Here is a 13,592-nt window from a genome sequence, read left to right as displayed (position 1 = left end):
CAAATCGCCTACATCCTAGCCGATCGTAAGATCTTTGGTACCATGACACATTCGTCGGAGGTGTCGCCCGGACTTTCGTACTTTCAGGCGACTGCTGCGACGACCGTGGAGGAAGGTGCCAGTGTTTCGTGTCGAGCGGGACATTTCCAGTCTCCAAGAATGTAGGGTGACGGAGGGCGGAGCGGGCGGGGGCTCAGCCGCGAAATTCTTGTTGGCGGCTTTGCCGCCTACAAGAAGGGCGAGCTTTGAGACAAATGCGTTCTTTGCATTTGGCTCAAAGTCGCCCCGCAGCGTTCCAGCCCCCGCCCGCGGAGCCCGGAGTCACCCGGGCCAGCGCATGACACTAACCTGCCTCCGTAAACGGGCTCCGCCGAGCAGGCCACCGCAGTCTAAGGACCATAACACCAAAAGCCCAAGTGCGGGGCTTCTGGTGTTATGGCCACTTAGCCTGGGTGGCCAAAACGCTCGGCTGCGCCCTCTGGCCTCTGTACAAAAAAAGCACGGTCAGCGACCGCGCTTGTATAATGGCCATCTTCTGGATCAGCATGTCGTGTTATTTGTCTTGGCGGCGCTGTCGTCGAAATCGATCTCAATCGACTTCGTCAACAAATCAGTGTACGAGTATGATACGCGCTTAAACGCGTTCGTCGCCGGGTCGAGATCCACAACGAAAATTGCCGGGTATGTCTCTTTCAGAACCCCGTGCCGTCGTGTAATCTTTTTCCGTCCTGCCTGAGCCACAACAGTTAAGTTGTCGCCCAAACGCTCATCCAAACGATGTTTGATATTCGCGATTGTTACTGGCATCGACTCACCCCTCAATATAGGTCATTATACCCGTTCAATGAAAGAAAGTCAATTTATTCCAAAAATAATGAGCCAAAATCGCGTTTTTCGTTAAGTGCCATCTCATTTTTGTGGTTGCAGCTTTTCACTCAATGCCCTGTATGCGGGAATGGAAACCGTTTCAGCTCGGGCGGTGGGGGCGACCCCCGCGTGAGAAAGCGCGGCGGTCAATGTGGCACGGTGTTCCGGGGTGCGGCCGTACCAATTCAGCAGATTATTCATGATCGTCTTGCGTCGCTGGGCGAAGCAGGCGGTGACGACTTTGTTAAAGAACGGCTGCTCGGTCAGAGGTACCAGCGGGTCGGTCAGAAAATCGAACACGACGACCGCTGAATCCACCTTGGGCGGCGGGTTGAAGGCCGTGTGAGAGACGGTGAACGCCACTGTGGCCTGGGCCCGAATCTGGACGGCAATACTCAGCGAACCGTAGGCCTTACTGCCGGGGTCAGCAGTGATGCGGTCGGCGACTTCTTTCTGCATCATCATCACCATCCGCCGAATCGGCAGCCCGCTCTCCAAGAAGTGCATCAGAATAGGGGTGGTCACGTAGTACGGCAGATTCGCGACGATGTTCAACTCAGGCGCCAGGGCGGCGAGTTGGGCGGGAGCGGCGTCCAAGATGTCTTGGTGGACGATGGTCACGTTGGGATAATCGTGCAGCGTATCCTGGAGCACCGGCAGCAGGCGCTGATCAAGCTCGAAGGCCGTGACGTGCCGGGCCGCCTCGGCGAGGTACTGGGTCAGTGCGCCGATGCCCGGGCCAATCTCAATCACCGCATCAGCGGGGGTCAAGTCGGCCGCGGCGACGATTTCCGCCAGTACCCGGCCGTTGGTTAAAAAGTTCTGGCCGAGGCTCTTCTTCGGCCGCAAGTGGTACTGGGCCATGATCTCCCGCGTGCGGGCGGGATCGGCGATACGTGGTGTCTGGTTATCCGCCATAAACATTATCCTTTCTGCTATTACCCGGCCACGCCCGCACCACGGCCCCCAGCTGACTGGGGGTGATGGCGAAGGCGTTGAGCCGCTTCAATAATTGCTTGCCGTTGACGTGCCCCAGGTGCAGGGTAGCGGCCACGTAGTCGCGCAGAGTCACTGCTTGGGGTACGCCGGCCAGGCCGAGCCGGAGCAGGTCCTCTTCGGTCACGGGGTCAGTTGACGGCGCAGCGGCGGTCGGCGTATACACTTGGGCCAGGGCGGTGCGAATCGTCTCGTTGCTGGCGTGCTCCACACCGAGCGTGCCCTGCTTCACCGGGATCCCGGCGGTGCGGGGCAAAAAGGCTTGCTTGGCCCCCGGCACTGCCGCCAGGATCGCCCGGCGGATCTTCTCCCCCGCGTGGTCGGGATCGGTGAAGATGATCACGCCGCGGCGGGCTTGGGCTTCCTTAATGGCCGCCACCGTCTCCGGCGGCAGTGCGAACCCGTGGGTCTCAATCGTGTCCACCGGCCCGAGGGCTTCTTGCAGTCGCTTGGTATCGTCCCGGCCCTCGACAACGAGTACTTCCTTGATCATGCTCCGGCCTCCTCGATGCGGAACGCCCGCATGGTATTGGCGAACGTCTGCTGGGCGAGGGTATCCGTGTCCACCCCGCGCAATTCAGCTAAAAAAGCCGCCGTATCTGCTGTGAAGGCCGGCTCGTTGCGTTCTCCCCGATGGGGCAGCGGCGCCAGGTACGGGGCGTCGGTCTCCACCAGCAATCGGTCGGCCGGCACCTGCCGGGCACTGGCCTGAACGTCTGCAGCGTTCTTGTACGTCACGACACCGCTAAAGGAAATATACATCCCTAAACTGAGGAATTTCTCCACCCATTCCGGGGCCCCGTTGAAACTGTGCATGATGCCGCCAAAATGGCGGACATTACTCTGGCGCAAAATGTCCCAGGTATCCTGAAATGCTTCCCGGGTATGGATGACCACGGGCATATCCAGCTCGGCGGCCAGGGCCAGCTGCTGGGCGAAAACGGTGCGCTGGACCGGGCGGGGGCTGGAGTCCCAGTGGTAGTCCAGGCCGATCTCGCCGATGGCCACGGTCTTGGGCTGGGCCAGCTGTGTCCGCAGCGTGGCCGCAGCCGCTGCGTCATAGTTCTTGGCACTCTCCGGGTGCCAGCCGACCACGGCGTAAAGGTCGGCAAAACGCCGAGCTAAAGCCAGGGCTCCCTGGTTTAACTCGGCGTCGCTGCCCACGATCGCCATGTGTGTTACCCCGCGGGCCGCAGAGCGAGCGACATAGTCGGCCTCGTGCCCGGCAAAGGCGGAATCATTCAGATGGGTGTGGGAATCAAATAATCGGGCCGTCATGTCTGCCTGCTTTCTCACTCAGCCGACCAGCGACCCGTTCACCAGATCGTCGGGTACGGTGAGCAGCTGAATCTTGCCGTCGTGCTCTGCCGACAGCAACATCCCTTGACTCACTTCGCCCCGGAGCTTGCGCGGCGCCAAGTTGACCACCGCCAGCACTTTCTTCCCCACTAAGGATTGGAAATCGGGGTAATAAGCGGCGATGCCGGAGATAATTTGGCGGTGGGTGGGATCACCCGCATCCAGCTCGAACTTCAGCAGCTTGTCGGCGTGGGCCACCTTGGCCACGCGGATGATCTGGGCCACCCGGATCTCGGTTTGGTCGAAGGTCTTGAAGTCGATCTGGTCTTTCGTATTGTGCAGATCCGTGGCCAGCGGGTCGAACTTGGCACCCTTCTCGGCATTCAGGTCCTGGACCACCGCGCTGGGATCCTTTTGTTCGGCCTTCATCTCGTTCTTGATGTAAGCCACTTCTTCCTTGGTGTCCAGCCGCGGGAACAGCGGCTCGGCGTGGTCCGTCACCGTGATGTCGGCGGGGAATGCCCCCCACTCCGGCTTGCGGGCCACGACCGGGTCGGCGTCGGCCAGCCCCAATTGGGCGAACATTTCCTTGGGCGCCCGGGTCATCACCGGGGCAATCAGTACGGCCACCAGCCGCAGGGACTCCGCCAAATGGCCCAGAACGCTGTCCAGTGCTTTCGCCGTGCTGTCGCTCTTCGCCAGCTTCCACGGTTCGGTCTCGTCAATGTACTTATTAGCCCGGTTGATCAGCCGCCACACTTCGTCCAGCGCACTGGGGAAGCGGTAGTGATTCATGTCGTCGTCGTACGCGACCAGCACATCGCTGGCCGTCGCCACCAGGTCGGCATCGAATTCGGTTTGGACAGAAAGCTCGACGGGGACGTGCCCGTCCCGGTACTTATTGATCATGGCAATCGTTCGGTTCAACAGGTTGCCCAGGTCATTCGCCAAGTCATAATTGATCCGGTCGACGAAGTCCTCGGGAGTGAACACACCGTCACTGCCGAATGGGAAGGCCCGCATCAAATAGTAGCGCAGCGCATCCAAGCCATAGCGCTTGACCAGCATTTCCGGATACACCACGTTGCCCTTGGACTTGGACATCTTGCCGTCCTTCATCAACAGCCAGCCGTGGCCGTAGATCTGCTTCGGCAGCGGCAGCCCCAGGGCATGGAGAATGATCGGCCAGTAGATGGTGTGGAAACGGACGATTTCTTTACCGACAAATTGAACATCCGCCGGCCAATATTTCTTAAATAAGGAATCGTCATCACTGCCGTAGCCCAAGGCCGTAATATAGTTGAGCAAGGCGTCGACCCAGACGTACACCACGTGCTTCGGGTTGCTGGGAATCGGCACGCCCCAGTTGAAGCTGGTCCGGGACATGGCCAGGTCTTCCAGGCCGGGCTTGATGAAGTTGTTGATCATCTCGTTCTTGCGCGACTCCGGCTGAATGAAGTGCGGGTGGTCGGCATAGTATTGCAGCAGCCAGTCGGCGTATTTGCTCATCCGGAAGAAATAGGACTCTTCCTTCACCAGCGTGACCTCGTGCCCCGACGGCGCCTTGCCGCCGATGACCTTGCCATCCTTGTCGCGGTATACCTCGGCCAGCTGCGTCTCGGTGAAGTACTCCTCGTCATCGACAGAATACCAGCCGACATACTCGCCCAGATAGACATCGCCCTGCTTGATCAGCTGTTCGACGATGCGCTGGACGGCCTTTACGTGGTAATCGTCCGTGGTGCGGATGAACTTGTCGTTGGAGATGTCCAGCATCTGCCACAGTTTCTTGATGTCCGCCGCCATCCCGTCGACGTACTCCTGGGGCGACATATGTAACGCCTCGGCCTTCTGTTCGATCTTCAGACCGTGTTCATCGGTCCCGGTCAGGAAGAAAACGTCGTAGCCCCGCATGCGCTTGTAACGCGCCAGGGTGTCGGCGGCGATCGTCGTATAGGAATTGCCGATGTGGAGCTGACCGGACGGGTAATAAATGGGCGTGGTGATATAGAAAGTGGGTTTTGCTGCTGCCATGAGATGAAGCCTCCATAAATGGCTGCCGTCAACGGGGAAATGAGCGCCGCCCGGTCTGCCTTATTCGACAAAAGAAATGGCCGCCAGCGACAACGCACTTGCAGCCATCGGTTCCGTCACTTGTAACGAGTATAGCACAAATCTATTGGGCTCAAGAAAGCGGGCTGGTGCTGACCCGGGTGACTAGGGGCTGCGCAGATTGGGGGCGGCGACGCGCAGCTAGTGCGGAGCCGGTTCTGCGGAGCTAGTGGTGAGCACGGCTTGTTTTGCCTCCGCTTGCTACGCGTTGACACTCGATATTCCGGGAGTGTGATTTTTGTCCCAGACCCTTCCACCACTGAGCCCCCAATCTGCTCCGCCCTTCGTCACCCTACATTCTTGTAGGCCAAAGTAGCCTCACCCAGTACGAAAACTGACACCTTTCTTCAATAATGTTCAAGCTTCTCCTCCGGTGCATGGCACTTCAAACATGGGCACTCAGCCGCTGGCGATTTCGCGTTCGATATCCCCCCAAAAAATTCAAACTCAGCAGGAGCACTATCCAAATGGTGAGTACAGCAACGCCTGACAAGAAACTCAGCGAGGCATTGCGGAATTGGTGGGCATATTGGCCACTGACAACTGCGACGCCATTGAAGTAAGTCGTCGGCAGCCACCTGCTGACTTTCTGGAGCGGCTCAATGACGAGGGTCGCGAGGTGCATCCCAATCAGCAAAAGCATAGCAATAAAAAGTGCTGGAAACTGATCCTTCACGAGTCTGACCACTGTCAACACAACAATGACGATGAAAATAATGGAGAGCATTTGCAGTACCAGTGCTGGCCCAATCAGGTCCCCGCCGGCCACGTACTGCATCGTTTCGTGCCCGCCGGAGAACTGATATGTGAAATAAGGATACGACAGGCTGCCGCTGCCAAAAATAGCGGTCGCCCCGGCAAAGAGCAGGATGTTGATGATTAAGTAGAAAAACACAGCGGCAGCAACGCCTGAAACTGTGTCGACCAGCAAATGCTGCGGCGCAGACAAGGGGAGCAAGCTGGCAATATTCATTTTGTTCCGATAGTCATCGCTATAAAGTTGGCTGAGGATGAAGACAATGGACAGGCCAAAGAGAACTGGTAGATATTGCGTATTGAGCTGCAGCAGGAATTGAATGCCCGTTGTTGGTGCAATGTCATTCACAAAAGGCAGAGGATGGGCGTTTAAGTATGAGAAAAGGAGCACGTTTCGTTCATATGCATTTTTCTCCTCGGTACTTACGCCAGACGCTTTTGATTCGACTGATTTTACTTTCAGGGCTTGCGTCAGCTGAATTTCATACGCGGATCGCCACTGCCCATGAGCAATGGCAGCGATTAATTCTTGACTCTGAGCCAGTTGCTTTTTGGTGAGCTGGATACTGCTCTGGGTGAGTTTGTAAGCTTCACCATTCTTTTTATAAGATGCCAAGGCCGTCTTCATTTGCTTAATTGCTTGTCTCTGAACGGTGATGTTGCCCTGCGCATCAGCTACCAGAGAAACGCTTGGTGCGGTGTGGACATTCAATCCCAGGACACTAAACGCAAGAATCAGGACAATGAGCAGAGCAATGATTGCCAGGTTGTTCTTGGTCATCTTTTTGATTTCAAGTAAAAAGTAGGCCATGGTCATCCCTCCATGATCTGCAAATCACGGAAAATCAAGCGGTGGGTGTGACTCACATGCAGCTCACTCCCATAATGCGAGGTCAGCAGAATGCATTTGTTGTGTTCGCTGATCTCCGTTGAAAGCCGTTGATACAATACCATTCGGCTATGCTCGTCTAAGCCATTGGTGATCTCGTCCATCAGCAGATATTTTGCCCCGCTGACGAAATACATGGCAATGATTAATTTTTGTTTCATACCCAAGGAGTATTTCTTGATGGGTACATTCTGGAATTCCTCCACACCGAGAAACTGCCGCTCGGCGTTCAAATCGACCGAGGAGCCCCACTGGCGTTTAACGAAAGACAAATAGTCGGCGCTAGTTAAGTTGGGATTCAGCCAACTCCCGTCTTCAAAATAGAAAACATCCTCTCGTTTCTGGAAAAATGGGTGACCATCGTAAAGAACCTTGCCATTGGTTAATCGGATGAGACCTGTAAGTGCGCGGAGAAAGCTGGTCTTTCCGGTCCCATTTTCCGCCTCAATTTGGTAGAAATTGTGCAGACTGAAATCGAACGAGAAGTCTTGTAAAATTGGTTCACGTGTCGCTAACATCATTTTTTGGACTGTTAACATGTTTGACCTCCAGAAAGTACCAGAATAGGGTGTGACAGGGTCAATAATCAGACACCATCACACCCTTCTCATCTACACAAAGTTGCTATTCAACATGGTGGTTTAGTAAAAACCCGTGTAGAAATTTGTTTGCAGGTAACGAACAAAATTCCAAGCCCCGTCAATTTGCTGGTTTTGGTAACCCGTTTGCTCCGACCAGGCTGGAATGGTCTCATAGCGATAAGAATTAAAATTCGACTCTTCGCCAGTAAACGTATTACGATCAAAGTGATAAGACTTGACCGCCGTCCGTGTTGCAGCTTGCGCGCTAGAAACCGACTGTGTCACACCAACCCCAGCAGTTGCAACAGCAGCAACCGCCAGTAGAGAAACCAGAAACTTCTTCATTTCAATAGCCTCCGGACTTCAAACCCTACAACACCAGATCCTCGATGAGAGTGCTTGTTAAGCACTCCCTACTGAAGATAAGCATAATTTAGTCCCCCCAGCGAGTATTTGGATTCAGCTTTTAGTGCCCATAATTGTAAATTATGAAACACTAAATTATTGACATACGAATTTTATTGTGTACAAACTTACTGTTTTTGCATTTTTAATCATCTGTTTATGGTATACAGTTATTAAATTATGCAAAAATGGCTACCCATCCAGGTAGCCAACACGAATCCAATATCTGTCTACAAGCCTCTTGAATCAGATCTTGCTCTGCGCTGCGTTAGCACATCGGTGAATTCTTTCAATAATCACACGATAGCCGCGGTTAGCCAGTATATTTCCCCACCACCGGCAAATGTTCCAGCACCGTATGCTTGTGCGGGCTGTGGTCGATGACCGCGCTGAGATCTTCGCCGGCGTCGTGGCCGTGGTGGTAGCCGTCGGTCCATTGCTTCACGTTAGTGACGTCGTAGACCGTGCCGTCGATGGCGACATAGGCTTTGCGGCCGTCAATACCGTCGTATTGGGCGAGTTCTTCTTTGGTGAATGTTTTTTCTGCCATGCTTCTGCCTCATTTCTGATTGATCGATTGAACCACCATTATATATCGAAACCAAGCTGGCGGGGGTTCAGGTCGGTGAATGCCAGACCCAGGAGATGCTGGAGGGCCAGGGCGTTGTCGGCCGCGTCGCCGCCGGCGTTGTTATTAAAGATGACCGTGGTCGTCTGGGCTTGTTCGGCCACTTGGCGGACGGCTGCAGCCAGCTGCTTCAGTTCCTCATCGTAATAGCGGTACAGGGTCCGCTTCCGCCGCCAGCCCGCGCCGGGATTCTGCCAGCCGGCCAGGTTGCGGCCGTGCAGGCGGAAGAACGCCTGAGCCGGGTCGGTCACTGCGGGGTAAAACGGCACACTGTTGCCCTGGGTCGCCGGTTCGTCGGCGATCGTCAGGCTCATGCCCAGTTCTTTCAGCAGCAGCATGCTCTCCTTCACCAGGCGCGGCTGGTACCAGGTGTTGTTGCGCCATTCCACCGTCAGCGGCCAATCGCCGAACAGCTTTCTCACCTGGCGCAGATACAGGATATTCTCCCGGGTGGCATTGAAGAAAGGCGGCCACTGGAGCAGAACGGCCTGGAGCTGGCCGTGGTCGCGGAGGTCTTGGAAAGCCGCCTTGAAGGCCGCCACCGTCGTCGGCAGGTCAAAATCGGTGACCCGTTCGTGCTTGGTGATCACGGCGTTGGCCTTGACGATGAACTGGAACTGGGGCGGTACTTGCAAGCGCCAGTGGCGGACCACCGCGGGCCGGGGGATGGCGTAGAAGGCGGTATCCACTTCGACGACCGGGAAGAACTGGGCATACTGGGCCAGAGTCAGCTTACGCTCCCCGCCCAGCAGGCTGGGATGCTCTGACCAGGTGGTCAAGCCAATCGTGATGGCCATCAGAGCAGATTCCCTTCCTCATCCCGGGGGACCCGGACGGGATCCAGCAAGGTGAAGTCGGTAAGCCGGTCAGCGACGAAGTCCGTGTGCACATAGATGGGCTTGCCCGCCAGCAACTGGGGAATCAGCCGCTGAATGTCGGCTACCACGCCGGTATTGTCCGCCCGGGTCAGCCACTCCGGGGGATACGGCTGCAAGATGCCTTCCCGCATCCACTGGGGGTACTGGCTCTTAACGATCGGTGCAGCCAGTTCGGCCTTGAATAAATAAATCCCATCGCGAAAAACGCCGTCCACGTACCAGTCCATCAGACCCAGCTGACTGAGCTGATAGGCGTGATCCTCGATCGCGGTTTCTTCCCGAATCTCTCGCTGGGCCGCCTGGGCCGGGGTCTCACCGGCCTCCACCTTGCCGCCGATGCCGTTCCAGAGACCGGGATAGGGCGACTTGAACCGATTCAGCATCAGTACCTGCCGGCCATCGGTGAGCAGGGCCAGCGTGTAACGATATTTGGCCATGGCCATTCCTCCTTTGCCTATCTTCTATTACAGCCTAGGCGGGGCGATGTTGCAAGTACGAATCTCTAGGGCCAAAAAACGAGCAGCTCCGCAGAGCTGCTCGCCGTTTAGAATGTCTTACTTGCTGTTGCCTACGCTGTAGGTCAACTGGATGAACTGGCCTAGCTGACGGCCATTGACCAGCTTCAGATTCACGTCCGGCAGATCGTGGCTGACCAGAGAAATGCCGTCGCCCAGAAGCACGGGGGCAATGGTGACAATGAGTTCGTCGATAAGCCCGGCCTGGAGCAGGGTAGTGAAAATATCGGCCCCGCCGACCAGCCAGATGTCGTCGCCCTTCTCGGCTTTCAACGATTCCACGAAGTGCACGACGTTGCCGGCCACCACGGTGGTGGGGTCGTCCGTATCGTGCAGGGAAGTGGAGAAGACGTAGCCTTTCTTATCCGAATACGGATAGCTGCCGGCCAGCTTCAGCGCTCGTTGATACGTCTTGCGGCCCATAATGACGGTATCGATAGAGCTGTAGAAACGCTGATAGGCGCTTTCGGCCTCCGTCGAATCCAATTTTGTCAGCCATTCGGTGCTGCCGTTGCGCTCCGCAATGAAGCCGTCCAGACTTTGGGCGATCTGTAAAATGACACGCCGTTTCGGTACCTTATCTTGTTCGTTTGTCATCGTTCATCCATCCCTTCTAAACTACACGTCAATTGTAGCGCGAAAGCGCTTCACTATGCTATGCGCGGCTAGGAATTTCTACCTGCGCCGTGGCCAGCACATGACCATTTAAAGCGCGGCGGAAAGCGTTGTACCAGAAACCTTGTTTCAGCGGCAGCGGCGCATCCAAGGCGTAAACGGTCAAGGTGTAGTCGTGGGTCTGGTCCGGCGGCTGCGGGCCATTGTAGCGCTGGCTGACCAGCGGGTCTTGGACGTTGACCATCCGGCCGGCGTTCGAGTTGCGGCCTTGGATGAAGTCGAGCGCACCGCTCTGGCTGGCATTCTCCGGAATTGACGTGACGCTGGCGGGCAGGTTCGCCGCTAACCAATGGAACCAGATGAAGCCGCCCACGGGCACGGCGTCGTAATCCAAGACGGACCAGGCGAAGTATTGTGTCCCCGCCGGGGCACCGCTGATACTGAAGGGGAACGAGACGATGGGATAGCCGCCCCGCTTGGCTTCGGCTGGGGCATATTTGGCGTACTTGTCCGGCATTTCGGTACCGGACCAAGGCAATGTGATTTCCATCACGCAAGCACATCCTTTCTCCCTTCATTGTACCATTCCCACTATCCCCGCGAGCCGGCGGCAGACGTGGTAAGATAAGGAATAGAACGCTTTACTTAAGTTTAGAAATGAGGCAATCACCCGATGACAAATGATCCCGAACTCAGCGCCCCCGTCCAAGACTTGCTCAAGGACGTCCGCGCCCACTTCCCCGCGCCCATTACCCTGCAAGTTGACGACAACATCAGCGGCCGCATCACCCACGACGCCGCCCAGCAGGAAATGCAAAAGGACGGGTCGATGGTTCTGCACGTTTATGACGCCACCGATCTGGACTACACGGTTTCCCACGAACTGCTGCACATTGAGATGTATCTGAAAGGCTTCCCGGCCATGAGTTTGCCGGTCACCACCGGCGATCCTAAGGTGGACGACCAAATTTCTGCCACTGCCGTATCGATCCACAACAGTGCCAGCCACTTGGTGATTGGCGCCGAACAGCGCCGCATGGGGGTCATCACGAACCAGACGGAGCAGGCCTTCATCAGCGGCATCAGCGACATTGTCCCGGCCGAGCCCACCGACGGCACGGACGACGGCCACCTATTCTACCGGGTCTTGACCCTGTTGGATGGGTTAGCTTTCTTCGCCGATAACGAGGACCACCTGCCGGCCGAGTGGCTGCAGATGTATCCGGAAGCCTTCGAGGACGCCCAGCGGCTGTACGCCACGATGACGGCGAAGGTGATCGACTCCCCCTTCGCCGTCCGCCGGGCGATCGTCAAGACGTTCAAAGACTTCGATGCCATGCTGGATGAATTGGGCTACGTGCCCATGCCCCACGACCAGTTCTGCGCCATCGCGCCGGTCCTGAGCCAGCGCCAACTGAAGCTGGAATTCCGCCAAGTGTACGATATTCTGCACAGCGACTTCGTCAACCGGACGACAAAAGAAAAGGCCTTCTTGGCGATCGGTAAAAGCGACCGCCAAATGGCCTTTGCGCTGCCTTTGAAAACATTGAGCCAGGATGATGCGCTGAAGATCTATGACCGTACCACCGCTGATGTGCTGAAGCAATTCGGTATCATATACTCCGTGCGCAATTAGCGCCCGCCGAAGTTGAGGATGAACACGTTGGGCAGCGTCCGGTAAAGCAGGACCCCCATGTGGTACGCCACGACGACGAAAAACAGCACGACGAGGAACATGAAGATGTATGAGAGCGCAAATGATAATTTCTTGGACATCAGAATGGTCCCTTCCCCTCGGCTCCGGTCCTATCAACTAGGTACCGGAGCTGTTTCTTACAATACCAATTATACCTCTTTCAGAAAGGAAAATGACAATGTTCGACCTGCAAAAAGCCATTGATCAAGCCCACCACGTCACCTTCATGACCGGCGCCGGCGTGTCGACCCACTCGGGGATCCCCGATTACCGGTCCAAGGGCGGTCTGTATGCCAATAGTGCCGATCCGGAATATCTGCTCAGTGCCGACAATCTGCGGGACCACCCAGAGAGTTTTTACGACTTCGTCAAGACCCGGATGTACTACCCGGACGCCAAGCCTAATGTGATTCATGAGAAGATGGCGGCGATTTCTAACAAAAAGGGTACCATCGTCACCCAGAATGTGGACAACCTGGACCTGAAGGCCGGGGCCAAGCACGTGGTCCAGTTCCACGGCACGCTGTACAAGGTCCACTGCCAGAAGTGCGGCAAACAGGTGCCCTGGCAGGACTATCTGAAGGATATGCACCACCAGGAAGACGGCGGCATTCTGCGGCCGGACATCGTCCTCTACGGCGAGGGTATCAATCAGCAGACGCTGGTCCACGCCGTCGAAGCGGTCCAGGCCGCGGACCTGATCATCGTCGTCGGCACCAGCTTCCGCGTCTATCCCTTCGCCGGGCTGGTGCAATACGCCCGCCCCGAAGCCACGCTGGTTGCCGTGAACAAGGAGAACATTGCCACCGGCGAGGACATCCACATGATTCAAGCCGACGCTTTGACGGTCTTCCAGAACTTGCATGCTTAAGACAGAAAGGAGCCGGCCACGATGGCTGAACCCACTGATTCCCAAAAAGAACTGACGGCTTTACGCGACCAAATCAATACGCTGGACGCGCAGATCGTGCCCCTGCTGGAAAAACGCCTGACCGTCGCCGAACAAATCGCCCAGGTCAAGCACAGCCAGCACCTCTCGCTGACCAACCGCGGGCGGGAGCAGACGATCCTGGCGCAGCTGAGCCAAACCGTGACAGATAAGGACCACGCTCAGTATATTCGGGAGCTGTACCAAGATGTGTTCCTGGTGTCGAAGCAATACCAGGCCCAGGTGATCAAGCAGCTCCAGGATGCTGAAAAGCTTTAGGCAGGACTGCTTTTTCAGCCAAGTCGTTGACGACTTGGCTTTTTGTTTGCTCTCCAGGCGCGATTCGCAAGCATAAAGTTCGCACCGGCTGAAGTGGGCAGCGTATGATGCAGGTGAACGATAGCGCATTCATTTTTGCAAAATGTAC

The 13,592-nt window shown here is 56.3% G+C and carries 17 protein-coding genes; 3 read left to right on the top strand and 14 right to left on the bottom strand.

The genetic code is table 11. The annotated features are described in order from the left end of the window. Positions 1-540: 540 nt before the first annotated feature. The 13 genes from L248_RS11030 to L248_RS10970 all read right to left on the bottom strand — a co-directional run bounded on the left by L248_RS11030 (position 541) and on the right by L248_RS10970 (position 11,091). Positions 541-807 (bottom strand): Veg family protein, encoded by a 267-nt coding sequence (locus tag L248_RS11030; RefSeq protein ID WP_040536442.1) that lies wholly within the window; start codon positions 805-807, stop codon positions 541-543. A gap of 102 nt (positions 808-909) precedes the next feature. Next, positions 910-1,785 carry a 16S rRNA (adenine(1518)-N(6)/adenine(1519)-N(6))-dimethyltransferase RsmA gene (gene rsmA / locus L248_RS11025; RefSeq protein WP_040536439.1) on the bottom strand — a complete coding sequence of 292 codons (876 nt, stop codon included), beginning with the start codon at positions 1,783-1,785 and terminating at the stop codon, positions 910-912. Then, positions 1,775-2,356 carry a ribonuclease M5 gene (gene rnmV, locus L248_RS11020; RefSeq protein ID WP_022530305.1) on the bottom strand — a complete coding sequence of 194 codons (582 nt, stop codon included), beginning with the start codon at positions 2,354-2,356 and terminating at the stop codon, positions 1,775-1,777. Before rnmV ends, rsmA begins: the two co-directional genes overlap by 11 nt. Further along, positions 2,353-3,141, bottom strand: a complete 789-nt coding sequence (locus L248_RS11015) for a TatD family hydrolase (protein WP_040536436.1) — start codon at positions 3,139-3,141, stop codon at positions 2,353-2,355. The genes rnmV and L248_RS11015 overlap by 4 nt, the downstream gene beginning before the upstream one ends. An 18-nt stretch (positions 3,142-3,159) precedes the next feature. Further along, a complete protein-coding gene (gene metG / locus L248_RS11010) occupies positions 3,160-5,196 on the bottom strand; it encodes a methionine--tRNA ligase (protein ID WP_022530303.1) in 2,037 nt (678 codons plus the stop codon). A gap of 463 nt (positions 5,197-5,659) precedes the next feature. Then, a complete protein-coding gene (locus L248_RS11005) occupies positions 5,660-6,841 on the bottom strand; it encodes an ABC transporter permease (RefSeq protein ID WP_040536432.1) in 1,182 nt (393 codons plus the stop codon). A 2-nt stretch (positions 6,842-6,843) separates the two neighbouring features. After that, on the bottom strand, positions 6,844-7,458 hold the full coding sequence (locus L248_RS11000) for an ABC transporter ATP-binding protein (RefSeq protein WP_022530301.1): 615 nt from the start codon (positions 7,456-7,458) through the stop codon (positions 6,844-6,846). Between the two features lie 102 nt (positions 7,459-7,560). Continuing rightward, positions 7,561-7,845, bottom strand: coding sequence for a hypothetical protein (locus tag L248_RS15340; protein WP_022530300.1), 285 nt, complete (start codon positions 7,843-7,845; stop codon positions 7,561-7,563). Positions 7,846-8,218: 373 nt separating this feature from the next. Next, a complete protein-coding gene (locus tag L248_RS10990; RefSeq protein ID WP_022530299.1) occupies positions 8,219-8,455 on the bottom strand; it encodes a cytochrome b5 domain-containing protein in 237 nt (78 codons plus the stop codon). 38 nt (positions 8,456-8,493) lie between these two features. Then, positions 8,494-9,330 carry a DUF72 domain-containing protein gene (locus tag L248_RS10985; RefSeq protein ID WP_022530298.1) on the bottom strand — a complete coding sequence of 279 codons (837 nt, stop codon included), beginning with the start codon at positions 9,328-9,330 and terminating at the stop codon, positions 8,494-8,496. Next, positions 9,330-9,848 (bottom strand): NUDIX hydrolase, encoded by a 519-nt coding sequence (locus L248_RS10980; protein WP_040536429.1) that lies wholly within the window; start codon positions 9,846-9,848, stop codon positions 9,330-9,332. The genes L248_RS10985 and L248_RS10980 overlap by 1 nt, the downstream gene beginning before the upstream one ends. Before the next feature lie 117 nt (positions 9,849-9,965). Next, on the bottom strand, positions 9,966-10,523 hold the full coding sequence (locus L248_RS10975) for a dihydrofolate reductase family protein (RefSeq protein WP_022530296.1): 558 nt from the start codon (positions 10,521-10,523) through the stop codon (positions 9,966-9,968). A 58-nt stretch (positions 10,524-10,581) separates the two neighbouring features. Beyond that, positions 10,582-11,091 (bottom strand): YbhB/YbcL family Raf kinase inhibitor-like protein, encoded by a 510-nt coding sequence (locus L248_RS10970; RefSeq protein WP_022530295.1) that lies wholly within the window; start codon positions 11,089-11,091, stop codon positions 10,582-10,584. Positions 11,092-11,214: 123 nt separating this feature from the next. Here L248_RS10970 and L248_RS10965 point away from each other — a divergent pair, with 123 nt between their 5' ends. Then, entirely contained in the window at positions 11,215-12,177 is a 963-nt protein-coding gene (locus tag L248_RS10965) for a hypothetical protein (RefSeq protein WP_022530294.1), read from the top strand. On the opposite strand, the gene L248_RS15915 is transcribed toward L248_RS10965, so the two are convergent. Further along, the gene (locus L248_RS15915; protein ID WP_022530293.1) at positions 12,174-12,317 is read right to left on the bottom strand and encodes a hypothetical protein; all 144 of its coding nucleotides are present in this window, start codon (positions 12,315-12,317) and stop codon (positions 12,174-12,176) included. The two genes, L248_RS10965 and L248_RS15915, sit on opposite strands and share 4 nt — an antisense overlap. Positions 12,318-12,415: 98 nt before the next feature. On the opposite strand from L248_RS15915, the gene L248_RS10960 reads away from it, so the two are divergent. Both L248_RS10960 and L248_RS10955 read left to right on the top strand, forming a co-directional pair. Continuing rightward, positions 12,416-13,108: an NAD-dependent protein deacylase gene (locus L248_RS10960; protein ID WP_022530292.1), complete on the top strand. Its 693-nt coding sequence runs from the start codon at positions 12,416-12,418 to the stop codon at positions 13,106-13,108. Between the two features lie 21 nt (positions 13,109-13,129). Then, positions 13,130-13,444, top strand: a complete 315-nt coding sequence (locus L248_RS10955; protein ID WP_022530291.1) for a chorismate mutase — start codon at positions 13,130-13,132, stop codon at positions 13,442-13,444. Positions 13,445-13,592 lie beyond the last annotated feature (148 nt).

Source organism: Schleiferilactobacillus shenzhenensis LY-73 (assembly GCF_000469325.1).
In the GTDB taxonomy this organism is placed as follows: Bacteria; Bacillota; Bacilli; order Lactobacillales; family Lactobacillaceae; genus Schleiferilactobacillus; species Schleiferilactobacillus shenzhenensis.
The sequence above is the reverse complement of the archived record's forward strand: the minus strand, read 5'-3'. Positions and strand labels throughout refer to the sequence as shown.

What these genes read in the sequence shown, in the direction of transcription:
- L248_RS11030 (WP_040536442.1), bottom strand. Translation starts at nt 807, where the DNA reads ATGCCAGTAACAATCGCGAATATCAAACATCGTTTGGATGAGCGTTTG.
- rsmA (WP_040536439.1), bottom strand. Translation starts at nt 1,785, where the DNA reads ATGGCGGATAACCAGACACCACGTATCGCCGATCCCGCCCGCACGCGG.
- rnmV (WP_022530305.1), bottom strand. Translation starts at nt 2,356, where the DNA reads ATGATCAAGGAAGTACTCGTTGTCGAGGGCCGGGACGATACCAAGCGA.
- L248_RS11015 (WP_040536436.1), bottom strand. Translation starts at nt 3,141, where the DNA reads ATGACGGCCCGATTATTTGATTCCCACACCCATCTGAATGATTCCGCC.
- metG (WP_022530303.1), bottom strand. Translation starts at nt 5,196, where the DNA reads ATGGCAGCAGCAAAACCCACTTTCTATATCACCACGCCCATTTATTAC.
- L248_RS11005 (WP_040536432.1), bottom strand. Translation starts at nt 6,841, where the DNA reads ATGGCCTACTTTTTACTTGAAATCAAAAAGATGACCAAGAACAACCTG.
- L248_RS11000 (WP_022530301.1), bottom strand. Translation starts at nt 7,458, where the DNA reads ATGTTAACAGTCCAAAAAATGATGTTAGCGACACGTGAACCAATTTTA.
- L248_RS15340 (WP_022530300.1), bottom strand. Translation starts at nt 7,845, where the DNA reads ATGAAGAAGTTTCTGGTTTCTCTACTGGCGGTTGCTGCTGTTGCAACT.
- L248_RS10990 (WP_022530299.1), bottom strand. Translation starts at nt 8,455, where the DNA reads ATGGCAGAAAAAACATTCACCAAAGAAGAACTCGCCCAATACGACGGT.
- L248_RS10985 (WP_022530298.1), bottom strand. Translation starts at nt 9,330, where the DNA reads ATGGCCATCACGATTGGCTTGACCACCTGGTCAGAGCATCCCAGCCTG.
- L248_RS10980 (WP_040536429.1), bottom strand. Translation starts at nt 9,848, where the DNA reads ATGGCCAAATATCGTTACACGCTGGCCCTGCTCACCGATGGCCGGCAG.
- L248_RS10975 (WP_022530296.1), bottom strand. Translation starts at nt 10,523, where the DNA reads ATGACAAACGAACAAGATAAGGTACCGAAACGGCGTGTCATTTTACAG.
- L248_RS10970 (WP_022530295.1), bottom strand. Translation starts at nt 11,091, where the DNA reads ATGGAAATCACATTGCCTTGGTCCGGTACCGAAATGCCGGACAAGTAC.
- L248_RS10965 (WP_022530294.1), top strand. Translation starts at nt 11,215, where the DNA reads ATGACAAATGATCCCGAACTCAGCGCCCCCGTCCAAGACTTGCTCAAG.
- L248_RS15915 (WP_022530293.1), bottom strand. Translation starts at nt 12,317, where the DNA reads ATGTCCAAGAAATTATCATTTGCGCTCTCATACATCTTCATGTTCCTC.
- L248_RS10960 (WP_022530292.1), top strand. Translation starts at nt 12,416, where the DNA reads ATGTTCGACCTGCAAAAAGCCATTGATCAAGCCCACCACGTCACCTTC.
- L248_RS10955 (WP_022530291.1), top strand. Translation starts at nt 13,130, where the DNA reads ATGGCTGAACCCACTGATTCCCAAAAAGAACTGACGGCTTTACGCGAC.